General features: G+C 71.6%; 21 protein-coding genes, 1 pseudogene and 1 riboswitch. Of the genes and pseudogenes, 10 read left to right on the top strand and 12 right to left on the bottom strand.

The window, feature by feature from the left end:
• Nucleotides 1-72 precede the first annotated feature (72 nt).
• From ABZ823_RS14595 to ABZ823_RS14585, 3 genes are all read right to left on the bottom strand, one after another.
• Nucleotides 73-873 carry an enhanced serine sensitivity protein SseB C-terminal domain-containing protein gene (locus ABZ823_RS14595; protein ID WP_361658841.1) on the bottom strand — a complete coding sequence of 267 codons (801 nt, stop codon included), beginning with the start codon at nucleotides 871-873 and terminating at the stop codon, nucleotides 73-75.
• Between the two features lie 277 nt (nucleotides 874-1,150).
• Nucleotides 1,151-1,942, bottom strand: a complete 792-nt coding sequence (locus ABZ823_RS14590; protein WP_361658839.1) for an enhanced serine sensitivity protein SseB — start codon at nucleotides 1,940-1,942, stop codon at nucleotides 1,151-1,153.
• 208 nt (nucleotides 1,943-2,150) lie between these two features.
• Nucleotides 2,151-2,825 (bottom strand): AAA family ATPase, encoded by a 675-nt coding sequence (locus ABZ823_RS14585; protein ID WP_361659322.1) that lies wholly within the window; start codon nucleotides 2,823-2,825, stop codon nucleotides 2,151-2,153.
• A gap of 171 nt (nucleotides 2,826-2,996) precedes the next feature.
• Nucleotides 2,997-3,108: riboswitch (glycine riboswitch) on the top strand.
• Between the two features lie 183 nt (nucleotides 3,109-3,291).
• On the opposite strand from ABZ823_RS14585, the gene gcvT reads away from it, so the two are divergent.
• From gcvT to ABZ823_RS14565, 4 genes are all read left to right on the top strand, one after another.
• Nucleotides 3,292-4,410 (top strand): glycine cleavage system aminomethyltransferase GcvT, encoded by a 1,119-nt coding sequence (gene gcvT / locus ABZ823_RS14580; protein ID WP_361658836.1) that lies wholly within the window; start codon nucleotides 3,292-3,294, stop codon nucleotides 4,408-4,410.
• Nucleotides 4,411-4,519: 109 nt separating this feature from the next.
• A complete protein-coding gene (gene gcvH, locus ABZ823_RS14575) occupies nucleotides 4,520-4,897 on the top strand; it encodes a glycine cleavage system protein GcvH (RefSeq protein ID WP_361658833.1) in 378 nt (125 codons plus the stop codon).
• Nucleotides 4,898-4,909: 12 nt separating this feature from the next.
• Complete coding sequence (glyA, locus tag ABZ823_RS14570; RefSeq protein WP_361658831.1) at nucleotides 4,910-6,172, top strand: serine hydroxymethyltransferase; 1,263 nt, start codon at nucleotides 4,910-4,912, stop codon at nucleotides 6,170-6,172.
• Between the two features lie 86 nt (nucleotides 6,173-6,258).
• Complete coding sequence (locus tag ABZ823_RS14565; RefSeq protein ID WP_361658828.1) at nucleotides 6,259-7,626, top strand: L-serine ammonia-lyase; 1,368 nt, start codon at nucleotides 6,259-6,261, stop codon at nucleotides 7,624-7,626.
• Between the two features lie 404 nt (nucleotides 7,627-8,030).
• Here ABZ823_RS14565 and ABZ823_RS14560 read toward each other — a convergent pair whose 3' ends face one another.
• Entirely contained in the window at nucleotides 8,031-8,339 is a 309-nt protein-coding gene (locus ABZ823_RS14560) for a hypothetical protein (RefSeq protein ID WP_361658825.1), read from the bottom strand.
• A 232-nt stretch (nucleotides 8,340-8,571) separates the two neighbouring features.
• Here ABZ823_RS14560 and ABZ823_RS14555 point away from each other — a divergent pair, with 232 nt between their 5' ends.
• Together ABZ823_RS14555 and ABZ823_RS14550 are read left to right on the top strand one after the other, a co-directional pair.
• Nucleotides 8,572-9,486, top strand: coding sequence for an XRE family transcriptional regulator (locus ABZ823_RS14555; protein WP_361658823.1), 915 nt, complete (start codon nucleotides 8,572-8,574; stop codon nucleotides 9,484-9,486).
• Nucleotides 9,487-9,628: 142 nt separating this feature from the next.
• Nucleotides 9,629-10,186, top strand: a complete 558-nt coding sequence (locus ABZ823_RS14550; RefSeq protein WP_361658820.1) for a glycoside hydrolase family 25 protein — start codon at nucleotides 9,629-9,631, stop codon at nucleotides 10,184-10,186.
• A 147-nt stretch (nucleotides 10,187-10,333) separates the two neighbouring features.
• Here ABZ823_RS14550 and ABZ823_RS14545 read toward each other — a convergent pair whose 3' ends face one another.
• Entirely contained in the window at nucleotides 10,334-11,143 is an 810-nt protein-coding gene (locus tag ABZ823_RS14545) for an NAD(P)-binding domain-containing protein (protein WP_361658817.1), read from the bottom strand.
• 4 nt (nucleotides 11,144-11,147) lie between these two features.
• Nucleotides 11,148-11,360, bottom strand: coding sequence for an EF-hand domain-containing protein (locus tag ABZ823_RS14540; RefSeq protein ID WP_361658814.1), 213 nt, complete (start codon nucleotides 11,358-11,360; stop codon nucleotides 11,148-11,150).
• Between the two features lie 150 nt (nucleotides 11,361-11,510).
• Between ABZ823_RS14540 and ABZ823_RS14535 the strand changes: the two are divergent.
• A pseudogene (locus tag ABZ823_RS14535) lies at nucleotides 11,511-11,639 on the top strand (GNAT family N-acetyltransferase); the annotation flags it as partial.
• Between the two features lie 21 nt (nucleotides 11,640-11,660).
• Here the strand turns inward: ABZ823_RS14535 and ABZ823_RS14530 are convergent.
• From ABZ823_RS14530 to ABZ823_RS14505, 6 genes are all read right to left on the bottom strand, one after another.
• Nucleotides 11,661-12,836: a hypothetical protein gene (locus tag ABZ823_RS14530; protein WP_361658811.1), complete on the bottom strand. Its 1,176-nt coding sequence runs from the start codon at nucleotides 12,834-12,836 to the stop codon at nucleotides 11,661-11,663.
• Nucleotides 12,836-13,690 carry a polysaccharide deacetylase family protein gene (locus tag ABZ823_RS14525; RefSeq protein WP_361658809.1) on the bottom strand — a complete coding sequence of 285 codons (855 nt, stop codon included), beginning with the start codon at nucleotides 13,688-13,690 and terminating at the stop codon, nucleotides 12,836-12,838. Before ABZ823_RS14525 ends, ABZ823_RS14530 begins: the two co-directional genes overlap by 1 nt.
• 321 nt (nucleotides 13,691-14,011) lie before the next feature.
• Entirely contained in the window at nucleotides 14,012-14,515 is a 504-nt protein-coding gene (locus tag ABZ823_RS14520; RefSeq protein ID WP_361658806.1) for an ATP-binding protein, read from the bottom strand.
• A gap of 257 nt (nucleotides 14,516-14,772) precedes the next feature.
• Nucleotides 14,773-15,540: an enoyl-CoA hydratase-related protein gene (locus ABZ823_RS14515; protein ID WP_361658803.1), complete on the bottom strand. Its 768-nt coding sequence runs from the start codon at nucleotides 15,538-15,540 to the stop codon at nucleotides 14,773-14,775.
• Between the two features lie 85 nt (nucleotides 15,541-15,625).
• The gene (locus ABZ823_RS14510; RefSeq protein ID WP_361658799.1) at nucleotides 15,626-16,825 is read right to left on the bottom strand and encodes an Ig-like domain-containing protein; all 1,200 of its coding nucleotides are present in this window, start codon (nucleotides 16,823-16,825) and stop codon (nucleotides 15,626-15,628) included.
• A gap of 272 nt (nucleotides 16,826-17,097) precedes the next feature.
• Nucleotides 17,098-18,306, bottom strand: a complete 1,209-nt coding sequence (locus tag ABZ823_RS14505) for an Ig-like domain-containing protein (protein ID WP_361658796.1) — start codon at nucleotides 18,304-18,306, stop codon at nucleotides 17,098-17,100.
• 275 nt (nucleotides 18,307-18,581) lie between these two features.
• On the opposite strand from ABZ823_RS14505, the gene glgX reads away from it, so the two are divergent.
• The 3 genes from glgX to ABZ823_RS14490 all read left to right on the top strand — a co-directional run bounded on the left by glgX (nucleotide 18,582) and on the right by ABZ823_RS14490 (nucleotide 24,723).
• Complete coding sequence (gene glgX / locus ABZ823_RS14500; protein ID WP_361658793.1) at nucleotides 18,582-20,858, top strand: glycogen debranching protein GlgX; 2,277 nt, start codon at nucleotides 18,582-18,584, stop codon at nucleotides 20,856-20,858.
• Nucleotides 20,859-21,037: 179 nt separating this feature from the next.
• On the top strand, nucleotides 21,038-22,822 hold the full coding sequence (locus ABZ823_RS14495; RefSeq protein ID WP_361658790.1) for an ABC transporter ATP-binding protein: 1,785 nt from the start codon (nucleotides 21,038-21,040) through the stop codon (nucleotides 22,820-22,822).
• Nucleotides 22,819-24,723 (top strand): ABC transporter ATP-binding protein, encoded by a 1,905-nt coding sequence (locus ABZ823_RS14490; protein WP_361658787.1) that lies wholly within the window; start codon nucleotides 22,819-22,821, stop codon nucleotides 24,721-24,723. Before ABZ823_RS14495 ends, ABZ823_RS14490 begins: the two co-directional genes overlap by 4 nt.
• Nucleotides 24,724-24,732 lie beyond the last annotated feature (9 nt).

Here is a 24,732-nt window from a genome sequence, read left to right as displayed (position 1 = left end):
CGAAGATGAGCCGCTGCCACCGGACATGACCGGCACCCGGACGGCCCGGTTACCCACCAGGCCTGGTCCGCGTCAGTAGGCGCCGCGCACCGGCGGGTAGCCGTATCCCCCGGCCGCCGGAGCCTGGGCCGGGGAGGCGTGGGCCTCACGGTCGTAGAACGGGCGGGCGCTGGCGCGGAGCCACATCGCGACCGGGTCGTACTCGTCGGACATCGCCACGGTCGACACCGGCAGCCCCTCCGGCACCGCCACGACGGACTGCTGCATCATCGCGCGCACCGAGTCGACGGCGGGCGGGGAGGTGTCGTAGACGTCCAGGCCGATCGCCAGGTAGGGCGCGCCGAGGGCGGGCTGCACCCAGGCGCGGCGCAGCGAGCGGACGGCGGGCGTGCGGTGCGCGTTCTGTGTGAGCAGGGCGTAGAACTGCGGGATCTCGATGGCCGGTTCGGCGAGCCGGAGCGGACCGGCGGGCTGACGCTCGAGGCCGGTCGCGATGCGGCGCAGGTCCAGCCAGGGGATGCCGACTCCGCCGCCGGGAGCGTGCGGGTTCAGCCAGAGGCCGTAGTGGTCCGGGTAGAGGGTGCGGGCCACATCGAGGGCGTCGACCACCTCGTACGAGCGGCTCCAGCCGCTGGCGGAGAGTTCCTGGGCGGAGGTGACGCAGGGCGCGTAGCCGTAGCCGTTCACCTCCATGTTTCCGTACTGGGCGTCGGGCGAGCCGGCCTGGCCGTGCCAGAGCAGCATCCAGACCTGGCCGGACGACGGCGTCGCGAGTACGCGCAGCAGCGCCTCGTAGGCGTCGAAACGCCCGGGCGTCACCTGGCGCAGCATCTGCTCGACCTGCCCGGCCGCGGCCGTGCCCGACGCGCTCACCCTCTACCGCCCCTTCACGACAAGCCTGACAACCCTGACGGAGACCTTCGGTGCGGTGTGCACGGTTTTCGGCCGCGCAACCCCGACCGGGCCATTGTCCCCCGTCCGCAGGACACCGCATCCCCCCGCGTGCGGCCGCGCCGTGGGCCGGGGCCTCCGGCCGGAAGCGGGCTCGCTCCGTCCCGGCCATGAAACCAGGTTAAGGCGCCATCCTGACAGCACTCGACGCGCGCCGCCCGAGGTCGTCCCGGCACCGTGCCCCACGGGCGCGGGCGGCTCAGTAACCCTGCTGGTAGAACGGCCGCACCCGCTCCCGCAGCCACTCTCCGACCGGGTCCTGGGCCACATCCAGGAACACCATGTTCACGGGCGTCTCCACCGGCGCCTTGCCGAGCGCCCGGCCGAGCGCCTCCAGCGGGAGCGCGCGTATGTCGCCGTCCCAGGAGGAGAGTTCGACACCGATGAACATCACGGGGTCGGCGGTCTCGATCGCGGCCAGGCAGCGGCGCGCGGTGAGCACCACCCCGGTCGCCGCGAACTCGGCCGACGCGGCGGCGAGGAAGTCCACCGGGTCGTCCTGCCAGTCGGGCTCGAACAGCCGGACCCGCCCGCCACTCACGGGACCGTCCAGCGGGGTGCGCCCGGCGCGGCACAGCTCGGCCACCGCGTCCGGCGGCAGCGGCACCCCGACCACGCCGCCCGGGTTGACCGCGATGCCGATCTGCGGGGGCAGCCCTCGGGCGAACTCGACGGCGGGCGCGATGGTGTACGCCATGTGGTTGCCCACGACCTGGCGGAACTGCTCCTCGGAGCTGAACACCGGGACGTACGCCTGCCCCTCGATCTCCGTCGCGGGCAGGTCGAGCGGGCCGCTGTGCGGGCCACCGCCGCTCGGCAGCGGCACCCACAGGAAGCTGCGGCCGAGGACCTCGACGATCCGGCCGCCGGCCGAGGGGACCCCGAGCGAGGCGGAGAGGACCTCCTCCAGCTCGTTGCCCGGCCATCCGCCGTGCGGATGGGGATGTGCCTGTGCGGGGAAGTCCGCGGGAAGGTCCGCCGGGAAGTCCATCTGCTACCACCTGCTGAAGAACCGCTGCTGAGACCGGAAAGGCTAACCGGTACGGGGCCGGGCCACTCTGCGCAGTCCACGAACCGGCACGGCTCGGCTCGCCGAGCCGAGGTGGCTCAATCCGCCGAGCCGAGGTGGCCCAGCCCGCCGAGCCGAGGTGGCCCAGCCCGCCGAGCCGAGGTGGCCCAGCCCGCCGAGCCGAGGTGGCTCAATCCGCGAAGTCGATACGGCGCAGGACGTCCGCCGCTTCCCGGTCCAGGAGCACCACCGAGCCGCAGCCGTCCGGGACGGTGCCCCGCTCGACGCTGCCCAGCAGTCGGCGGGTGGCCTTGCGATGCCTGAGGAACGCGTACCACGAGACGCCCCGGCCGCGCTCGCGCTGGCCCGCCAGGGCCGTGTCCACGGTGACGTCGAGCACGAGCAGGTGGAGGGTGCCGCCTCGACGGCGGGCCGACCGGGCCAGCCAGCTGCGCACCCAGGTCTGCGCACCGCAGTCATGGACGACGACGCCTGTGCCGGACCGCAGGGCGCGGCGCAGGCCGGCGTAGTGGGCGAGGCGGACCAGGGGGCGGTAGACCGCGTAGGGCAGGAAGCGGGACAGGCGCGCGTCCCAGCGGTCGCGGACGTCCTGGGAATCGATCCGCGCGCCGCGCACGGCACGGCGCATGAGAGTGGACTTGCCGCTGCCGGGCAGACCCGTGATCACGACGATGTCGCTCGTGCCGAAGGTGAGCCCCCGGGTGCCGCGCCCGGCGTGGTCGCGCAGGTCGCGCACCGTGGCCGCCCGCGGCGGCCGGTGGGCCTGACGGGCCGGGGAGCCCGGCTGCCCGGGCACCGCGATGCCCGAGGTCGTCGCGTACGCCGTCGTCCTGTTCACCGTGATCGTCCTCCCCTGGGGGTCAGGAAGTCCCATCCCCGTCGAGTGTAAAGAGAAGGTAATGCGCGGTCTCTCGTGATTCCGTTCTCGTAGCGCCACAAGCCGGTTACAGATGCGGCCCTGCCACGATCGGACGAGGCGTGCAATGATGTGCCCGCCAACTGCATACCGGCCGCTTGAATCCGCGCGGGAGAGTCCCGGGTCCGTACCTCTTCCGTACGGCTGCCCGGGCGCCGAAGGAGCAAGTCCCTCCCTTGAATCTCTCAGGCCCCGATACCGCGCGGGCGAGGCACATCTGGAAAGCGGGCCGCTTCAGGTGGCTCCACCCAAGGTGCAAGCCGTGACGATCCGCCCCGCGACGTCATGGCGAACCTCTCAGGTTCCGATGACAGATGGGGAGGAACGACCTCGTCCTCCCCCACGCCCTGCTTCGCTCGCGCGCGGGGACCCCATCGCCCTGGGAGCACAACCCATGAGCAGCAGCCCCCTGCGCCGTACCGCGCTCGATGCCCTGCATCGTTCGCTCGGCGCCACGATGACCGACTTCGCGGGCTGGGACATGCCCCTGCGGTACGGCTCCGAGCGCGACGAGCACGTCGCCGTCCGAACCAAGGCGGGCCTCTTCGACCTCTCGCACATGGGCGAGATCGCGGTGACCGGTCCCGAGGCGGCGCGGCTTCTCGACCACGCGCTGGTCGGCAACATCGGCTCCGTCGGCGTCGGCCGCGCCCGCTACACCATGATCTGCCGCGCGGACGGCGGCATCCTGGACGACCTGATCGTGTACCGGCTCGGTGAGCGGGAGTACATGGTCGTCGCCAACGCCTCCAACGCCCAGGTGGTCCTGGACGCGCTCGTGGAGCGGTCCGCGGGCTTCGACGCCGAGGTGCGCGACGACCGGGACGCCTACGCGCTCATCGCCGTCCAGGGCCCGGAGTCCCCCGGCGTCCTGAAGTCCCTGACCGAAGCCGACCTGGACGGCCTGAAGTACTACGCGGGGCTGCCCGGCACGGTCGCGGGCGTCCCGGTGCTCATCGCCCGAACCGGCTACACCGGTGAGGACGGCTTCGAGCTGTTCGTCGCACCCGAGCACGCCGAGAAGCTGTGGCGGGCGCTGACCGAGGCGGGCGCGCCGGCCGGACTGGTCCCCTGCGGCCTGTCCTGCCGGGACACGCTGCGCCTGGAGGCGGGCATGCCGCTGTACGGGCACGAGCTGACCACCTCACTGACCCCCTTCGACGCCGGGCTCGGCCGGGTCGTCAAGTTCGAGAAGGAGGGCGACTTCGTGGGGCGCGCCGCGCTCCTCGAGGCCGCCGAGCGCGCGGAGAAGAACCCGCCGCGCGTCCTCGTCGGCCTGGTCGCCGAGGGCCGTCGCATCCCGCGCGCCGGATACCCGGTCGTCGCCGGCGGCGAGGTGATCGGCGAGGTCACCTCCGGTGCCCCCTCCCCCACGCTGGGCCGGCCGATCGCGATGGCGTACGTCGACGCCGCGCACTCCGCGCCCGGCGCCGCCGGGGTCGCGGTGGACATCCGGGGCAGCCATGAGCCGTACGAGGTCGTGGCACTGCCGTTCTACAAGCGTCGGAAGTAGACACTGGGCCCGGGCCGGACGTGACGTCGCACCCGTCCGCCCTGCTCACCAGCGTCTTCAGCAGTACCCCCTACACCACCACTCCCCCGCGTACAGGAGAATTCAGGCCATGAGCAACCCCCAGCAGCTGCGTTACAGCAAGGAGCACGAGTGGCTGTCGGCCGCCGAGGACGGCGTCGCGACGGTCGGCATCACGGAGCACGCGGCCAACGCGCTCGGCGATGTCGTGTTCGTCCAGCTCCCGGAGGTCGGTGACACGGTGACCGCGGGCGAGACCTGCGGCGAGCTGGAGTCGACCAAGTCGGTCAGCGACCTCTACTCCCCGGTCTCCGGCGAGGTCACGGAGATCAACGAGGATGTGGTGGACGACCCGTCGCTGGTGAACTCCGCTCCCTTCGAGGGCGGCTGGCTGTTCCGGGTGCGCGTCACGGAGGAGCCGGCCGACCTGCTCTCCGCGGACGAGTACACCGAGTTCTCCGGCAGCTGAGGAACCGTATACATGTCGATTCTGAACACGCCCCTGCACGAGCTCGACCCGGATGTCGCCGCCGCCGTCGACGCCGAGCTGCACCGCCAGCAGTCCACCCTCGAGATGATCGCCTCGGAGAACTTCGCCCCGGTGGCGGTCATGGAGGCCCAGGGCTCGGTCCTCACCAACAAGTACGCCGAGGGCTACCCGGGCCGCCGCTACTACGGCGGCTGTGAGCACGTCGACGTGGTCGAGCAGATCGCCATCGACCGCGTCAAGGCGCTCTTCGGCGCCGAGCACGCCAATGTGCAGCCGCACTCCGGTGCGCAGGCCAACGCCGCCGCGATGTTCGCGCTGCTCCGGCCCGGCGACACGATCATGGGTCTGAACCTCGCGCACGGCGGGCACCTGACCCACGGTATGAAGATCAACTTCTCCGGCAAGCTCTACAACGTGGTCGCGTACCACGTGGGCGACGACGGCACCGTCGACATGGACGAGGTCGAGCGCCTCGCCAAGGAGAACCGCCCGAAGCTGATCGTCGCGGGCTGGTCGGCCTACCCGCGGCAGCTGGACTTCGCCGCCTTCCGCAGGATCGCGGACGAGGTCGGCGCATACCTCATGGTCGACATGGCGCACTTCGCCGGGCTGGTGGCCGCGGGCCTGCACCCGAACCCGGTCCCGCACGCCCACGTCGTCACCACCACCACCCACAAGACGCTGGGCGGCCCGCGCGGTGGCGTGATCCTGTCCACGGCCGAGCTGGCCAAGAAGATCAACTCCGCGGTCTTCCCGGGGCAGCAGGGCGGTCCGCTGGAGCATGTGATCGCGGCCAAGGCGGTCGCCTTCAAGGTCGCGGCGAGCGAGGACTTCAAGGAGCGGCAGCGGCGGACGCTGGACGGCGCCCGTATCCTCGCCGAGCGTCTGGTCCAGGACGACGTCAGGGCCGTGGGCGTGGACGTCCTGTCCGGCGGCACCGACGTGCACCTCGTCCTGGTCGACCTGCGTGACTCCGAGCTGGACGGGCAGCAGGCCGAGGACCGCCTCCACGAGGTCGGCATCACGGTCAACCGCAACGCGATCCCGAACGACCCGCGCCCCCCGATGGTCACCTCGGGCCTCAGGATCGGCACGCCGGCCCTGGCGACCCGCGGCTTCACGGCCGAGGACTTCGCCGAGGTCGCGGACGTCATCGCCGAGGCGCTGAAGCCGTCCTACGACGCCAAGGCGCTGAAGGCCCGGGTGAAGGCCCTGGCCGACAAGCACCCGCTGTACCCGGGCCTCGCCAAGTAAGTCACCTTCCGGCCGGCACCGCGCACACTGGAAAGGAGCGCGGTGCCCGGCCGGCCCCTGCACCACCCCCGTATTGAGGAGTCCCCGTGGCCATCTCGGTCTTCGACCTGTTCTCGATCGGCATCGGCCCGTCCAGCTCCCACACGGTCGGCCCGATGCGCGCGGCGCGCATGTTCGCCCACCGCCTGCGCAACGAGGGCCTGCTGGATTCGGCCGCGTCCGTGCGCGCGGAGCTGTACGGCTCCCTCGGCGCCACCGGCCACGGCCACGGCACCCCCAAGGCGGTGCTGCTCGGGCTGGAGGGCTCCTCGCCGCGCACGGTGGACGTGGAGGGGGCCGACCAGCGGGTGGAGAACATCAAGACATCCGGCCGTATCCGCCTGCTGGGTGAGCACGAGATCGCGTTCTCCTTCGACGACGACATGGTGCTGCACCGCCGCAAGGCACTCCCGTACCACGCGAACGGCATGACCCTGTGGGCGTACGACGCCTCGGGGGCCGAGCTGCTCACCAAGACGTACTACTCGGTGGGCGGCGGCTTCGTCGTCGACGAGGACGCGGTGGGCGCGGACCGCATCAAGCTCGACGACACGGTCCTGAAGTACCCCTTCCGCACCGGGGACGAGCTGCTGCGCCTGACGAAGGAGACGGGTCTGTCCATCTCCTCGCTGATGCTGGAGAACGAGCTGTCCTGGCGCACGGAGGACGAGATCCGCGGGGGCCTGCTGGAGATATGGCGGGTCATGCAGGGATGCGTGGCGCGCGGCCTGTCGCGGGAGGGCATTCTGCCGGGCGGTCTGAAGGTGCGCCGCCGCGCGGCCGTCACCGCGCGCCAACTGCGCGCCGAGGGCGACCCGCTGGCCCGCGCGATGGAGTGGATCACGCTCTACGCGATGGCGGTGAACGAGGAGAACGCGGCGGGCGGCCGGGTCGTCACGGCACCGACGAACGGCGCCGCGGGCATCATCCCGGCGGTGCTGCACTACTACATCAACTTCGTGCCCGGCGCGGACGAGGACGGGGTGGTCCGCTTCCTGCTCGCCGCGGGCGCGATCGGCATGCTCTTCAAGGAGAACGCGTCCATCTCCGGCGCGGAGGTCGGCTGCCAGGGCGAGGTCGGCTCGGCCTGCTCGATGGCGGCGGGCGCGCTGGCGGAGGTGCTCGGCGGCACCCCCGAGCAGGTGGAGAACGCGGCCGAGATCGGCATGGAGCACAACCTCGGACTGACCTGCGACCCGGTCGGCGGCCTGGTCCAGATCCCGTGCATCGAGCGCAACGGCATGGCAGCGGTCAAGGCCGTCACGGCGGCCCGCATGGCGATGCGCGGCGACGGCTCGCACAAGGTCTCCCTCGACAAGGTCATCAAGACGATGAAGGAGACCGGCGCCGACATGAGCGTGAAGTACAAGGAGACCGCCCGCGGCGGGCTCGCGGTGAACATCATCGAGTGCTGAGCAGACAGGCCCTGACCCGCACGTTCCGGAACGGACGCCTTCCCCGCTCATGGATGTGTTCGCGTGGTGCGGGGCGTCGGACCGACTGTCAGAGTGGTGACGCCCTGGGCCGGGTGGACCCTAGCGCCGCCGATGTCGGCTGATCCGGACGGCCCCGACCGGATCGGGATCCGCAAGGTAGGCAAGGTGGGAATGTTCCTCCGCCGGCGCCCCCGCCGGTGACACCCGGCAACGGACAACGGCAGGGCCCGGCAGACGGATCTGCCGGGCCCTGCCGCACCGTGATCACTCTCACCGGGATTTCCCGTACCTCACACGAGAGCCCACCAGTACCAAGGCCGGTAACGGGGGGCGTGAGAGGGCCGGAGGCCGGACCTGCCCTTCCCTGTGGGGCAGGTCCGGCCCTAGACGAACCGTCCGCTCAGGCCGGTCGCGCCGAGACCCCGGGGGCAGTCGGCCTTGGCGTACTCGTAGCCGATGGCGCTGCGCTTGGCGACGCCGCCGCCGCACTCGACCGTGACCCTGATGTCGCGGCCCGCGCCGGCGCAGTTGAGGTGTCCGCGGCCGTGGCCGGCGTACCAGTCGGTCCAGCCGCTGCAGGAGGACGGGTAGGAGGCGGTCACGGTGGGGGCGGCGACCGCGGGGAAGGCGGTGGCGCCGAGGGCGAGGGCCGTGCTGAGACCGGCGGTCGCCAGGAGTCGGCGGATGCGCATGGAGATGCTCCTCGTTCGTGGTCGGTGGGTGGTGCCCGGTCCGGCTCGCTGTCCGGCGGGGCGTCACCGAGACTGCTGATCGGCGGCGGCGCGGGGCAAGGGGTGCCGGCCGTCCCGGACAGGGGACGGCTGTCCGGGCTGGTCAGGGAGTTGTCCGGGGCGGATCCGGACGGCGGGACATGGCGGGATCCGGCGTTGTCCCCGCTTTCGGGGGCGCAGCAGGATGACGTTCATGAGGAACCTGGGGGATCTGTCGCCGTACGAGGCCCGGGACCCGGCCGGCTTCGTCGAGTCGATGCGGCGGCTCAAGGAGCGGTCGGGGCTGACCTACCGCGAGTTGGAGGTGAAGGCCGCGCGCAACGGGGACACGTTGGCGCGCAGCACGCTGGCGGACGCCCTGGGGCGGACGAACCTGCCCCGGCCCGATGTGCTCGCCGCGTTCGTCAGGGCGTGCGGGGACGGGGAGCGGATCGGGGTGTGGCTGGACGCGCGGGAGCGGATCGCCTCGGGGGCGGTCGAGCCGACGCCGGTGGAGGCCGGACCAGGCTCCGGCGCCGAGGAGTTGACCTCCCCGAAGCCGCCGCCGTCATCGCCCTCGCGCCGGATCCGTACGGCCGTCCTCGTCGCCGTGTGCGTCGTACCGCTGGTCGGGCTGGGACTGTGGTGGCTGCTGCCCGGCGGGGGCGACGGGGGTTCCGGCGACGAGCGCGCGGCGGCTCTCAGCGGCTGGGTCACCATCCGGCCCGCCCGTACGCCGGAGTTCTGCCTCACCGACGGCCGCGACCGCGCGGGGGCCTACGCGAACGCCGTCGCCGTCCAACTCCCGTGCGCGCAGGCGACCGTACCGCGCACGTATCTCGAACCGGCCGGTGAGAACCTGTACCGCATCCAGTGGCACCACCCGCAGGAGGGCAAGGGCTGCCTCACGGTCCTGAACACCGGCCCGGTCAAGGGGATGCTGGAACCCCGCAACGACTGCACCCAGGGCACGCTCTTCCGGCTCGAACCGGTCGGCGACGGGTTCCGGTTCCGCGCGGTCGGCAGCGGCCGGTGCGTCGGGGTCGCCGACGCGAAGGAGGGGGCGGAGGCGTCGGAGCGACGGTGCGGGGACTCGGCGGACGAGCGGTTCCTGGTACGACGGGACTGAGCGGTACTTGTCGTGGTCGGCCATCACCACGTCGGTTCGGTGGCCGACCGCGGCTGACGCTTCCGCTGAGGGGGCATACCCCGGGTACCAGGGTGAACAAGGCAGTGATCCCTGTCCCCCACGAGCACTTCAGGGAGCGCCCATGCTGCGAGGCATCGACGTCAGCGCGTACCAGTCATCCGCCTACGACACGGACGGCCTCTCCTTCGTCTTCATCAAGGCGACGGAGGGGCGTTCGTATGTGAACCCCAAGCTCACCGCCCAGACCAAGACGGCCCGGGACGCCGGGTGCGTGGTCGGCTTCTACCACTTCCTGTGGCCCGGGAACATCCCGGCCCAGGCCGAGTACTTCGTCTCCAAGGCCCCGGAGAGGGCGGGCGACGTGCTGGCCGTGGACTGGGAGACCACCGGCGACGGCACTCACGCGAGCAACGCCGAGAAGGACCGCTTCATCCGCCAGGTGAAGCAGCTCCGGCCGGACAACCGCGTCATCCTCTACACCAATCGCAACTTCTGGCTCACGATCGACACCACTTCCTACGCCGGGGACGGTCTGTGGATCGCCGACTACGTCACCGCGGGCAAGCCCCGCATCAAGGCGCCCTGGCGCTTCCACCAGTACACCTCCGACCCCGTGGACAAGGACGTCGCCGACTTCACGAGCAAGGCCGCCCTCCGGGAGTGGGCCACGAGCGCCTGAACCGCTCGCCCGGCCCTCGACCCCGCCCCTACCGGCCCGCGTTGAGCGGCACCTCACCCGGGACTGACGCCTGGGCGGGCCCGGCGAACCGGTCGGCGAGGCGCCCGGTGGCTCGCCGACCGTTCCCGGTGGTTGGTGGGGACGGGCTTATCCGCGGAACTCCGGGGTGCGCTCGGGGGACGCCTCCGCCAGGGCCTTGGTGACGGCGTCGACGCCCGCCCTCAGGCCGTAGACAGGAGTGGGGGGCTGCTGGCGCCAGGAGTCGTCGATACCGCCGGCGTCGACCGTGTCGAAGCCGAGCTCGTCGATCAGGGCCCGCACCGTGCGCTTCGCCGCCTCGTCGTCGCCCGCGACCGGGAGCGCCATCCGGTCGGGGTCGCCGGCCGGGCGGGGGGCGTCCAGGATGTCCCGGGCGTAGGTGCCGTTGAAGGCCTTGATCACGGGATGGCCGATCTGCCGTTCGGTCCAGCGGCTCTCGGTGAGGCCCTCGTCCTCGATCGCCGGGATCCGTCCGTCCCGCTCCTTGGGGTAGTAGTTGCCGGTGTCGATCACCGCGACGCCCTCGGCCGCGCCGTCCAGCAGCCCGGACGGCAGGTCGGGTACCGCCTTGACGGGGATCGTGATCACGACGACCTCCGCGCCGCGGGCCGCCTCCTCGACCGTGACGGGTGTGGCGCCCGTCTCCTCGGCCAGTGCGGTGAGCGTGTGGGGGCCGCGGGAGTTGGCGACGGAGACGTCGTGCCGGAGGGCGGTGAGCCTCCGGGTGAGGTTGCCGCCGATGTTGCCCGCCCCGATGATGCCGATCTTCATGACGCGCCTCGCCCTTCCGGGGGTCCCTGTGCTTGCACAGCGTTCGTGAGGAACACCAACCGAGGGGTCGTCCGGGCTATTCCTGGTTCGGGCCGAACGGCTGACGAGGGGCGGCCGTCCCTGGCCGGGCGGGCGCCCCTTCGTCATGGACTCACTTGTTCAGGTACGTCCAGAACTCGTCGAACGACAGGACCTTGTCGCCGTTGAGGTCGCGGGACTTGATGACGGCCTCGGCCACCGCCTCGGTGACGTTCCAGTCTCCCCCCTGGGCCAGGGCGGACCGGAACTCGGAGGCGGTGATGAATCCGTCACCGTCCACGTCGATCCGGTCGAACTGCCTGCGTGCTTCCTCGATGTCCGCCACCGATCCGCCCCTTCTTGGTGCCTTTGCCGTCGTACGGCCGTCCTACTGACGGAGGTCAGATTAACGGCCCGCCCTCGCCCTCGGTGCGGCGACCACCCAGGCGAACTCCAGGTGCGGCGGCGCGGGGTCACCTTCAGCGCGGTCTCGCCGGCGCGGCAGCCGAGCGGGGGCGAGCCGGTGTGGGCCCAGGTGTCGGCGGGGCACGCCCGCCGACTGCGGGCGTTCCAGGCGTCCGGTTACCGGCCGGTGGGGCCGGAGGCGCTGTTCGTCGCCCGCTGACCCCGGCGCCCGGCAGGGGCGTCAGCGGTAGACGCCCGTGTGGCCCAGCGAGTAGCGGCCCGGCTGCGGATAGACCGCGAGGCCGTGTGGACCGCTGCCCACCTTGATCCGGGCGAGCTGCTTCCCGGTCCGCGTGTCGATGGCGTACACCACGGAGTTGTACCGCCCGGACAGCCACAGCACGGTGCCGTCCGTGGAGACGCCACCCATGTCGGGGCTGCCGCCGCCGGGCAGGCGCCACTTGGCGCTCAGCTTGTTCTTCGGGAAGTCGAAGACGGAGATGGTGCCCTCGCCGCGGTTGGAGATGTACATCACGCGGGAGTCGCGGCTGACGTAGAGACCGTGCGCACCCCTGCCGGTGGCGAGGAAGGACGGCTTGGCGAAGGTGTCGCCGTTCAGGATCCACACTCCGTCGGCCACCATGTCCGCGATGTAGAACCTCTTGCCGTCCGGGGAGATCTTGACGTCCTGCGGCATGGCTCCGTGGAACGGCAGCTTCTGCTGGCCCGTCACCTCCATCTTCGCGGTGTCGACCTTGAGCAGCTCGCCGCTGAACTCGCAGGAGACGACGAAGTAGCGGCCGTCGATGGAGAAGTCGGCGTGGTTGACGCCGTAGCAGCTCACCGGAAGGGCCTTGACCACCTTCATGGTGTGCGCGTCGCGGAAGACCAGCCGGCGGTCCTTGGAGGCCATCACGACCGCGTACTTGCCGTCCGGCGTGAAGTACAGGTTGTACGGGTCGTGCACGGCGACCGGCTTGCCGGCCTCGCCGGTCCTCGGGTCGATGGGGGTGAGGGAGTTGCCCAGGTCGTTGTTGACCCACAGGGTCTTCAGGTCCCAGGACGGCACGACGTGCTGGGGCTGGCGGCCGACCGGGATCGTGTCGATGACCTTGTACGTCTTCGGGTCGATGACGGTGACCGTGTCGGAGTTGGTGTTGGGGACGTAGACCCGGGACGGGAAGTCCTTGACCACCTCGGAGAGCCGGCCCGGCCGGTCGGCCGCGTAGATGTCGTTCGGGTCGAGCACGGGCGGCATGCCCGGCAGGACCTGTACGGCGTTCTGCCGGTCGGCACGGTTGGCGGGGGCCTTGGAAGGGAGTGCCTGGTCCTTGTGGGGGGATCCGCTGCTGCATCCGGCGAGCGCGGCGAGGGCGAGGCCGGCGATCAGTGCGCGCGTGACGGTCGAGAGGGGCATCAGCTCAGCAGCTCCGTGGTGGTCACCGCGGCGAGGCCGCGGTCGTCGAGTGCGTGCAGGATGGCGGGGAGGGCGACGACCGTGTCCGCCTGCCCGAAGTGCAGGCTTACCACGGACCCCTTGCGGACCTCCTCCAGGACCCGGTGGGTGATGGCCCGGGCGCCCGGCGAGGTGTAGTCGAGCGAGTCGACGTCGTACGACAGGACGTGCGGGTAGCCGACGTCGTGGGCCAGCCGTGCGACGAGCGGGGTCGCGCGGGGTGCCCGCGAGGGACGGAACCAGGTGCCGATGGATCCGGTGAGCCGTCGCAGCCGGTCCGCGCATCCCTGGATCTCGGCGCGTGCGTCCGCCTCGGACATGGTGTTGATGGCGAGGTGGCGCTGTGTGTGGTTGCCGAGGTCGTGACCGCCCCTGAGGATCCGGCGGGCGATGTCGGGATGCTCGTCCAGCCAGGAGCCGACCGCGAGCACGGTGATCCTCGCGCCCGCGTGCTCGGCCCTTTCGAGGATCGCCGTGGCGAGGGAGGGGTCGCCCTCCCCGTGGAAGGTGAGGGCCACCCGGGGGCGGTCGCGTGGGCCGTGGGTGATCTGGTCGGGCTGCCCGGGGATGGAGCGGGGCCGGGGAGCCTGGATGCCGGACCCGGGGGAGCCGTTGTCGGCGGTACGGGAGGAGAACGGCGGACGCACGGCCGTGGGGCCGGGAGAGCAGGCGGTGGCGATCGCGCCGACGGCCAGCCCCGCGCCTGCGCGCAGCGCCGAGCGGCGGTCGGGCACCGTGCGCGCGGTGCCCGTCGCACGGTCCGGTGGGGTGGAATCCGAGGGAGAGGGAGGGACGGGCGTGGTCATTCTCCCCATTTAAGGGCCAGACAGTGCCCAAAGCGTCGATTGATCCACTCGGGGGACGAGTGGATCACAACGGCACATGATGGGAATAACTGCCCACATGTCCCGCACAGGTGCGGTTTCATGACCGAACCCCTGTGAGGCACCTGTCGCTCCCGACTGCGACAGTCGACCGTGCGGCAGCCACCCAGACCCGGGCACCGGTTCGTCGCAGGTACCGCGGCATACACCCCCGCTCCGTGCCGCGCCACCGGCAAGGGAGCCCCGGCCGCCCCGCAGCCGGGGCTTCCGCCCGTACGGGCGCACGCCCACGGTCTCTCCGGGAACGCGCGGTCAGCGCTCGGCGGCCCGCATCTCGAACCACGTCATCTTGCCGCGCGGCAGCAGGTCGACGCCCCAGCGGTCGGCGAGCTTGTCGACGAGGAAGAGGCCGCGGCCGCTCAAGTCCATGTCCTGCACCGGGATCAGACAGGGCAGCCCGCGGGAGGGGTCTCGGATCTCGACGCGGATCCAGCCCCGGCGCCTGCGCATGCGTAACCCGAAGACGCGGGCACCGGTGTGCTGTACGGCGTTGCCGACGAGTTCGGAGACGAGCAGCACCGCGTCCTCGGTCATCCTCGGGGAGAGCCCCCAGTGGCGCAGGACCACGACCTGGACGAGGCGGCGCGCGGTGGCCGCGGATTCGGGGCGGGACGGCAGCGGGACCTCCGCCTCGGCGGGGTTGCCGAACAACTCCAGTGCCCTCAGCGCCCGTTCGTCCTCGATCGCAGGCGACCAGCGCGCCGCGGTCGCACTCGCGTGCTGCCGCGGCTGTTCGAAACCCTCCAGCCCCGCCATGGACCCATCATGGCCGCACAGAAGGCGGCCGAGGGGCGTTACGGCGGAACACGACGCCCGCACGCACACTTTCCACACGATTCGACTGACATATGTCAAAAGCAACTTGACGATCTGTGCACCCCAACTGACCTGCAAAAGCAAGCCAGTTGGGGGCATGGTCCACGCGTCGGCGTCGGGGCAGCCTTAAGGCCGCCTTAAGGCTGCCATAATCCGCTCCTTCGAGGGACACCGAGGAGGACGCGGCGGCGCGGCTGTCAGACGAACTTCGCCTTGCCGGGCCCTTCCTCCACGAAGCTGCGCATGCCTCGCTCCCGGTCCTCGGTCGCGAACAGGCCCGCGAACCAGTTGCGTTCCAGCGCCAGACCCGTCTCGATGTCCGTCTCCAGGCCCATGTCGACGGCCTCCTTCGCGGCGCGCAGCGCGATCGCCGGCCCCTGTGCGAGCCTGGCGGCCCAGGCGCGCGCCTCGGCGTACACCTCCTCGGCCGGTACCACCCGGTCGACGAGGCCCAGCGACAGCGCCTCCTCGGCCTTCACCATCCGCCCGGTGAAGATGAGGTCCTTGGCCCTGGAGGGGCCGATCAGGCGCGCCAGCCGCTGGGTGCCGCCCGCCCCCGGGATCAGTCCCAGCAGGATCTCCGGCTGCCCCAGCTTCGCGTTCTCGGCGGCGATGCGGTAGTCCGCGCAGAGCGCCAGCTCGCAGCCGCCGCCCAGGGCATAGCCGGTGACGGCGGCGACGACCGGCTTGGGGATGCGGGCCACGGCGGTGAAGGAGTCCTGCAAGGCACGGGAGCGCACCACCATCGCGGTGTGGTCCATGCCCTGCATCTCCTTGATGTCCGCGCCCGCCGCGAACACCTTCTCCCCGCCGTAGAGGACCACGGCGCGCACGTCGTCGCGGCGCGTGGCCTCCTCGGCGAGTTCCCTGATCCGGTCCTGGGTGGCGACGTCCAGTGCGTTCATCGGCGGGCGGTCCAGGCGGAGGGTGCCGACGCCCTCGGCGACTTCCAGATGCACAGTCATGCCAGGAAGGTTAACGGGCACTAACGCCGCCGGGCCCGGTGTCCTCGCTCACAGCGGCACACCGGGCCCGGCCCCGAGGAAGCTCCTACCTTGTCCACTCGTCCCAGGACATGTTCCAGCCGTTGAGCCCGTTGTCGGGGGCCACCGTCCTGTCGTGGGAGCGCTTCACGACGACGACGTCACCGATCATCGAGTTGTCGAAGAACCAGGCGGCCGGGACGGACTTGTCGTAACCACCGCGCACATCGCGCAGGCCGACGCAGCCGTGGCTCGCGTTGTAGTTGCCGAAGGCGCCGCCACCCCAGTAGTTGCCGTGGATGAAGGTGCCGGAGTCGGTCAGGCGCTGGGCGTGCGGCACGTCCTTGATGTCGTACTCGCCGCCGTAGCCGACGGTCTCGCCGTTCATCCGGGTGACGACGAGACGCTCGCTGATGACCATCTGGCCGTTCCAGGTGTCGTAGCCCGGCTTGCCGGTGGTGACCGGGAGGGTCCTGACGACCTTGCCGTCGCGCTTGACGACCATCTTGTGGGTCTTCGCGTCGACGGTGGAGACCTGGCTGCGGCCGATGGTGAAGCGCACGGTCCTGGTCTGCTTGCCGTAGACACCGGGACGGCCCTCGACACCGTCGAGGTTCAGGTGCACGGTGACCTTGGTGCCGGACTTCCAGTACGTCTCGGGGCGGAAGTCGAGGCGGTCGTTGCCGAACCAGTGGCCGCGGACGTCGACGGCCGGCTCGGTCTTGATGGTGATGGCCTTCTCGACGTCCTCCGGGTGTGTGATGCCCCGGGTGAAGTGGACCGAGAACGGCATGCCGACGCCGACGGTGGAGCCGTCGTCGGGCCGGTAGATGCCGACGAAGGTGTTCTTCGGGGTGAGCGTGGTGAACGAGGACTCCTCGGCGGAGGTGAGTCCCGCCGCGTCCTTGGCTACCGCGTGGACCTTGTACGTCGTGGCCGCGGCCAGATGGGTCGAGGGCGTCCAGGTGGTGCCCCCGCCGGATATCTTCCCGGCGACCTCGCGGCCCTTGGCGTCCTCGACCCTGACCTCGGTCAGCTTGCCCTTGCCCGCCGTCACCCGCAGGGCGCCCGCGGTGTCCACGGCCTTGGCGCCGTTCTTCGGCGCTATGGTGACGACCGCCTGCGACTGCTTGTCCGCGGCCTTGCCGGAGTCCTGGCCCTTGCCACCGGCCGACCCCGCACCGGAGTTCCCTCCCCCGCCGCACGCGGTGGCGGTCAGCAGGAGGGCACCGAGTATCAGTGCCGTGAATCTCCTGCCCCCTCGCATCCGCGCACCAACCGACGCCCCCGATATCGGTCGCCCGTTCACGTTCTTTCTCCCCTCGCACGGCCTGATCAGGCCCGCACTCCCCTACGTCTCTTCGCCGCAGGGACACGCCCTCGGCTCGCGACCCGCGCGCGCATTGCGCAAATTAATCACACGCCCCAGCCGGATGACTCCCCGCGATTGTCACTGTTCAGTCCCAACTTCGGGCATCGCAAGGCGCATCGGGGGCCGCCGGGCGCGCACCCCCGTGAACCCCCGCGCGCCCCTTGGGACTACTTGGCCGCGCCGCCCGCCTTCCACTCCTGCCAGCTCATGTTCCAGCCGCCGAGTCCGTTGTCGGGAGCGACCTTCTTGTCCTCGCTGTGCACGACCTCGATGACGTCCCCGACGAGGCTGCGGTCGAAGAACCAGCCCGCGGGGGTGTCCGGGCCGCCGCCCTTGACGTCCCTCAGACCCACGCAGCCATGGCTGACGTTGACGTGCCCGGGGGCGTCCGGTGCCCAGTAGTTGCCGTGCACGAAGGTGCCGGAGTCGGTCAGGCGCATGGCGTGCGGGACGTCGGGGATGTCGTACTCGCCGCCGAAGCCGACCGTGCGGCCGTCCATGCGGGTGACCTCCAGCATCTCCATGACCACCATCTTCCCGTTGTACGTGGTGGTCGTCGGGGCGCCCGCGGTGATCGGCACGGTGGCCATCAGCCTGCCGTCGCGGCGGACCTGCATGGTGTGCGCGGCCGCGTCGACGAGCGAGACCTGGCTGCGGCCGACGGTGAACGAGAACGTCTTGTGCTGCAGGCCGTACACCCCGGGCGCGCCTTCCACGTCCCGCAGCCGCAGCGTGACGGAGACCTGGGTGCCGGGCCTCCAGTACTCCCGCGGCCGGAAGTCGACGCGGTCCCTGCCGAACCAGTGCGGGCGGATCTCCACGGGCGGCCGCGCGGTCACCCGGATCGCGCGCTCGACGGCGGCCCGGCGCTCGATGTCCCGGTTGAACTGGAGGGACACGATCATCCCGGTGCCCACCGTGGAGCGGTTCTCGGGGGTGACGTACCCGATGAACCGCCGGCCGGGGACGAACGTGGTGAACGTGGCGTGCCGGGCCGAGCGGTGGCCGCTTCCGTCGTGGGCCACCGCGTCGACCGTGTAGCGGGCGGCGAGGGCGAGGCGGTCGTCGTCGGGCTGCCAGACCCTGCCGTCGGCGGAGATGTGGCCGGGCACCGGGGAGTCCTGCGCGTCCTGGGACCTGACGACGGTCACCGACTCCAGACGGCCGTTCGGCACCCGCACCCGCAGCCGCCGATCGGCACCCACGGACGTGCTGCCGTCGTCCGGAACGACGCGGATGACGTCCTCGGGCGCGGGCGGCTTGCCGAGCACCTCGTCGAATCCTTGGGAAGTGCAGCCGGCCACGAGGCCCGCCCAGGTCAGTGCGGCGGCCAGGGCGGCTGCCGTGCGCCGCGCGTGCGTCTGTACGTGGATCACGCCGGGCCCAACGACCCACCCCCTCCTGGGGAAACGTGAGTGCGAGCCACGCTCTGGGCAGAACAGTGGGGAGGACGACGCGACGGGAAGCCGCGCCCGTGAGCCGCAGGGGCGCGCCCGTGCCGGGAGACCGGGCGTGCGCAGGCCCCGAGGACTGCGCACGCCCGGCCTCCCGGCACCGGCCAAGGCGCCCCGGAGGCGGGCAGGCCAGGAAAGGGCGGGGTGCCGCGCGCCCTTTTCCCGTGTCGCCCCGACGAGCCGCGGGAGGCTGAACGGTGTCGAGCGCAGCCGAGCAGGAGGCAGTGCAGAGGGAGCGGGCGGACGGGGGACGGTCCGCGCGCCCGGCCGCCGTGCTCAACGGCAGGCGGCGCCCGGTGCCGGCGGTGCCGGTGTGGCCGGGTGCGCCCACCCCGCTCGGGGCGCGCTTTCGCGCGGGCCCGGACGGGGCCGTGGGCACCAACTTCGCGCTGTGGGCGGGCGGTGCCGAGGCGGTCGAGCTGTGCCTGTTCGACGGGCCGGGCGCCGAGAGCCGCGAGACGCGGGTGGCGCTCACCGAGCTGACGCATGAGATCTGGCACGGATTCGTGCCGGGGGTGATGCCCGGACAGCGGTACGGCTACCGGGTGCACGGCCGCTGGGACCCGTGGACGGGCGCGCGCTGGAACCCGGCCAAGCTCCTCCTCGACCCGTACGCGCGCGCGGTCGACGGCGCCATGGAAGTCGGACACGGTGGCCTGCCGCCGGAGGTCTACGGGCATGTGCGGGACTGGCCGGACCAGCGGGTCGCGGACACCGTGCGCGACGAGCGGGACTCCGCGCCGTACGTCCCCAAGGGCGTCGTCGTGCATGATGACGACGACTGGTCGGACGACCGCCGTCCGAAGACACCGTGGGCGGACTCGGTGATCTACGAGCTGCATGTGCGCGGCTTCACCCGGCTGCACCCCGGCATTCCGCCCGAGCTGCGCGGCACCTACGCGGGCCTGGCGCATCCCGCGGCCGTCGACCACCTGGTGCGGCTCGGCGTGACGGCCGTGGAACTGCTTCCCGTGCACCAGTTCGCGCACGAGGACCATCTGCTGCGGCGGGACCTGAGGAACTACTGGGGCTACAACTCGATCGGCTACTTCGCCCCGCACTCCGCCTACGCCTCCACGGGCACGACCGGCCAGCAGGTCGGCGAGTTCAAGCGGATGGTGCGGGCGCTGCACGCGGCCGGGATCGAGGTGATACTCGACGTGGTCTACAACCACACGGCGGAGGCGGGCGAGCTGGGCCCGACCCTGTCCCTGAAGGGCATCGACAACCGCGGCTACTACCGCCTCCAGTCCGACGGGCGCGGGTACGCGGACTACACGGGCTGCGGCAACACGCTGCACGTGGTGCAGCCGCACGTGCTGCGGCTGATCACCGACTCCCTGCGGTACTGGGTCACGGAGATGGGTGTGGACGGCTTCCGCTTCGATCTGGCGGCGGCGCTGGCCAGGTCGATGCACGACGTCGACATGCTGTCCCCGTTCCTGGCGGTGATCGCGCAGGACCCGGTGCTGCGCCGGGTGAAGCTGATCGCGGAACCGTGGGACGTGGGCTCGGGCGGCTACCAGGTCGGGGCGTTCCCCCCGCTGTGGACGGAGTGGAACGACCGCTACCGCAACGCGGTACGGGACTTCTGGCGGGGCGCGCTGCCGGATGTCCGGGACCTCGGGTACCGGCTGTCGGGTTCGAGCGACCTGTACGCCTGGGGTGGCCGCCGCCCCTACGCGTCGGTCAACTTCGTGACGGCACACGACGGTTTCACGCTCCGCGACCTGGTGTCGTACGAGCGCAAGCACAACGAGGCCAACGGCGAGGGCAACCGCGACGGCTCCGACGACAACCGCTCCTGGAACTGCGGCGTGGAAGGGGAGACGGACGACCAGCGGGTACGGGCGCTGCGGCGGCGGCAGCTGCGGAACCTCCTCACCACCCTTCTGCTGTCGACGGGGGTGCCGATGCTGGTGGCGGGCGACGAGATGGGCCGCACCCAGCGCGGCAACAACAACGCCTACTGCCAGGACAACGAGACCGGATGGGTGGACTGGAGCCTGCTGGAGGACCCCGGCTGGCGGGGGCTGTTCGAGCTGACCTCCCGTCTGATCGCGCTGCGCCACCGCCACCCGGTGCTGCGCCGCCGGGCGTTCTTCTCCGGACGGGCCCATTCGGCGGACGGGCTGCGGGACCTGGCGTGGTTCACGGCGCGCGGGGAGGAGATGACGGAACGCGACTGGTACGCGCCCGCGGCGACCCTCGGCATGTATCTGTCGGGCCGCGACATACCGGGGCGGGACTCCCGGGGGGCACCTGTGGTGGACGACAGCTTCCTGGCGGTGCTGCACGCCGGGGACCGGCCGGTGAGTTTCGTGCTGCCGGGACCGCCCTGGGCGCGGCGGTACGAGCTGGTCGTGGACACCTCCCTGGAGGAGCAGCCACATCCGCCGGGGACGGCGCTCCCGGCGGGCTCGACGGTGACGGTGCCCGCGCGGGCTGTGCTGCTGCTGCGGGCGGCGGACTGAAGGCTGCTGCGGGCGGCGGGCCGAAGGCCGTCACCGGTACCGGTGCCGGTGCCGGTGGGCCGGCTGTGAGGGGACCGCGTGCGACCCGCCGAACACGCAGGTCGTAGGACTCATGGCGGAGCCGTGTCGGGCCAAAACTCGGTGGGCACTGTCAGTGCCGGTCCGTAGGCTCACCGGTGATGCCCACACAACGTGTCATGCCCAAGGACCGCTCGGCCGTCCGTACCCTGCTGCGTCTGTGGCCGTATGTGCGGCCGGTGCGGACGCGGCTGTTCACCGCCGCGTTCGTCGCGATCGTCGCCTCGTGCGTCAGCCTGGTGATCCCGCTCGTCCTGAAGTGGCTCGTGGACGGCCCGGTGGCCGACCGGGACCCGGCGGGCGTGTGGGTCGGCGCGCTGTATCTGCTGCTCCTCGGGATCGCCGAGGCGGTGCTGTTCGGGATACGGCGGTGGCTGGTGGCGCGGCCGTTGTCCCGCGTCGAGGCCGACATGCGGGCGGATCTGTACGGGCATCTCCAGCGCCTCCCGGTCGCCTTCCACGACCGCTGGGCGTCGGGGCAGCTGCTGTCGCGGGGCACGACGGACCTGATGCTGCTGCGCATGTTCTTCGCCTTCCCGCTGACGTTCTTGCTGGTCAACGCCGTGACCATCCTCGTGGGCGTGATCATCATGCTGCTCCAGGACCTCACGCTCGGACTGATCATCCTGGGACCGGGCATTCCGGTCATGGTCATGTGCGCGCTCTTCGAGCGGCGGTACGCGGAGGTGGCGCGGCGGGCGCAGGACCAGGTGGGCGATCTGACGACCGTCGTCGAGGAGAGCGTGCTCGGCATCCGGATCATCAAGGGCTTCGGCCGCCACCGCAGCCAGGCGCGGGTTTTCCGGGAACTGTCCCGGACGCTGCGCGGGACGGAGCTGGAGAAGGCACGGCTGCTCGCGTCGATCTGGGCGGTCATCGTCACCCTGCCGGAGATCGCGATCGGTGCGGCGCTGCTGCTGGGCACCGTACAGGTGGCGAAGGGTGAGCTCTCCGCGGGGACCTTGGTGGCCTTCCTGTCCACGGCGCTCGCGTTGCGATGGCCCGTCGACTCGATCGGATTCCTGCTGGCGATGAGCCAGGAGGCGGCGACGGCGACGGATCGGTTCTTCGAGGTCATGGACGAGGAGCCGGAGCCGGAAGGGCCGAAGGCTCCTGGCGCCCCGGAACCGGAGACCTTGGACAGCGGACTCCGGTTCCAGGGCGTCCGGTTCCGCTATCCCGACGCCCCCTCCGACTCTCCCCCCGTCCTCGATCGCATCGACCTCCACGTCCGCTCCGGTGAGACCATGGCCCTGGTCGGTGCCACCGGCAGCGGGAAGACCACGCTCACGGCGCTCATCCCCCGTCTGCACGAGCTGACCTCGGGCCGCATCACGCTGGACGGCCGGGACATCACGGCCATGTCCCGCCAGGAGCTGCGGTCCCAGGTGGCCGTCGCCTTCGAGGAGCCCACGCTCTTCTCCGCGTCCGTCGGCGAGAACGTCCTCATGGGCGCCCCGGACACCGCCGGCGACCAGGACCTCAGGCGTGCCCTCGATATCGCCCAGGCCGGCTTCGCGTACTCCCTCCCGCAGGGCCCCCGGACGCAGGTCGGCGAGCAGGGCCTCAGTCTCTCCGGCGGCCAGCGGCAGCGCCTCGCGCTGGCCCGCGCGGTCGTCGGCAGGCCGCGATTCCTCGTCCTCGACGACCCCCTGTCCGCCCTGGACGTGCACACGGAGGCCGCGGTCGAGGCGGCCCTGCGCCGGGTGCTGGACGGCACGACCGCGCTGGTCGTTGCGCACCGCCCGTCCACGGTCCTGCTCGCCGACCGCGTCGCCCTTCTCTCCGGCGGCCGCATCGCCGCCGTCGGCACCCACCAGGAACTGCTGCGCACGAACTCCGAGTACGCCCATCTGATGTCCGGAGACCCCGGGGAGGCCCGATGACGGCGTCCACGACGACCGTGCCGAACAACGAGGACAGTGAGGACGACAAGGACGACAGGGACTACGAGGGACCGACCGGGGACGGGTCCGCCTCGCCGTCCGCCGCCTCCGACGACCCGTTCGACCGTGACGCCCTGCCCGCACCGCCGGGCGCGACGGCCGCGCTGCTGCGTTCCCTGCTCGCCCCGCTGCGGGCCCGGGTCGTGGTGACCTGTGTCCTGCTCCTGCTCCAGCAGGCGGCGGTGCAGGTGGGGCCCCTGCTGGTGGCCTACTCCATCGACCGTGCCGTACCGGCGTTCCGGCACGGCGACCACGGGCCGCTGATGGCGGCGGCGGTCGGCTATCTGCTGTCCGCGGCGGCCGGCGGCGGGCTCCAGTACGCGTTCATCGTCGCCTCGGCCCGCGTCAACCAGGACGTGCTGCTCGATCTGCGCGGCCGGATCTTCCGTCATGCGCAGGCCCTGAGCGTCGACTTCCACGAGCGCTACACCTCCGGCCGGCTGATCTCCCGTTCCACGACGGACGTGGAGTCGCTGCGGGAACTGCTCAGCGAGGGCCTCCAGGAACTGGTCACGGTCATCCTGTCGTTCGTCTACATCTCCGTGATGCTGCTCTGGCTGGATCTCGGCCTGGACGCGGTGGCGGTGGCGTCCCTGGTGCCGCTGTACTGGCTGGTGCGGCTCTACCAGCGCCGGGCGGGCCGGATCTTCCGCCGCCGGTCGACCGCGATCGCCGCGGTCATCGTCAAGTTCGCGGAGACGATGAACGGCATCCGGCCGGTGCGCGCGTTCCGCCGCGAGACCGCCAACGACGCCGAGTTCCGCGTCCTCAACACCCGGCACGCGCGGACCAACGGCGACGCGCTGCTGGAGATGGCCCGCTATGTCACCGGCTCCCGGCTGGTGGCCAACACGGCCGTGGCCGCCATCGTGCTGTGGGGCGCGTACCGGGTGGCGGACGGCTCGCTGGCACTGGGTGTGCTCGCGGCCGCGGTGCTGTATCTGCGGCGACTGTACGACCCCATCGACCGGCTCGGGATGTTCCTCAACGCCTACCAGTCGGCGGCGGCCTCGCTGGAGAAGATCGCGGGGCTGCTGGCGCAGACGCCCTCGGTGCCCGAGCCGTCCGCGCCCGTGTCGCTGCGGGCGCGCGCGGGTGGACAGCCGGGCCGCCAGGTCGTGTTCGAGGACGTGCGCTTCGCGTACCGCACGGGCGGGGAGGTGCTGCCGCGCTTCTCGCTGACGCTGCCCGCCGGGCAGACGGTGGCGGTGGTGGGCGCGACGGGGGCGGGCAAGTCGACCCTCGCCAAGCTGCTCGCCCGCTTCTACGACCCCACCGAGGGCCGGGTCCTGCTGGACGGCGTGGACCTTCGGAACCTCGCCCTGGCCGAACTGCGCCGAGGGGTGGTGATGGTGACCCAGGAGGCGTTCCTGTTCTCCGGCACGGTCGCCGAGAACATCGCGATCGGCCGTCCGGACGCCACGCACGAGGAGATCGAGCGGGCGGCGAAGGCGATCGGGGCGCACGATTTCATCAGCGCGCTGCCCGAGGGCTACGACACCGACGTACGCAAGCGTGGCGGCCGTATCTCGGCCGGGCAGCGCCAGCTCGTCGCGTTCGCCCGCGCCCTGCTGGCGGACCCGGCGGTACTGATCCTCGACGAGGCGACCAGCTCCCTGGACATCCCGGGCGAACGGGCCGTGCAGCGGGCCATGGAGACGGTGCTGCGGGGGCGCACGGCCGTCGTGATCGCGCACCGGCTGTCGACGGTGGAGATCGCGGACCGGGTTCTGGTCATGGAGGGCGGACGCATCGTCGAGGACGGCAGCCCCACCGAACTGATCGCGGGCACCGGCCGGTTCGCCGATCTGCACCGGGCCTGGCGGGACAGCCTGGCGTGACCCCGGGCG

This window comes from Streptomyces sp. NPDC047079 (assembly GCF_040643755.1).
GTDB lineage: Bacteria > Actinomycetota > Actinomycetes > Streptomycetales > Streptomycetaceae > Streptomyces.
Note: the sequence above shows the minus strand (reverse complement) of the source record. Positions and strands in the feature narration are given on the sequence as shown.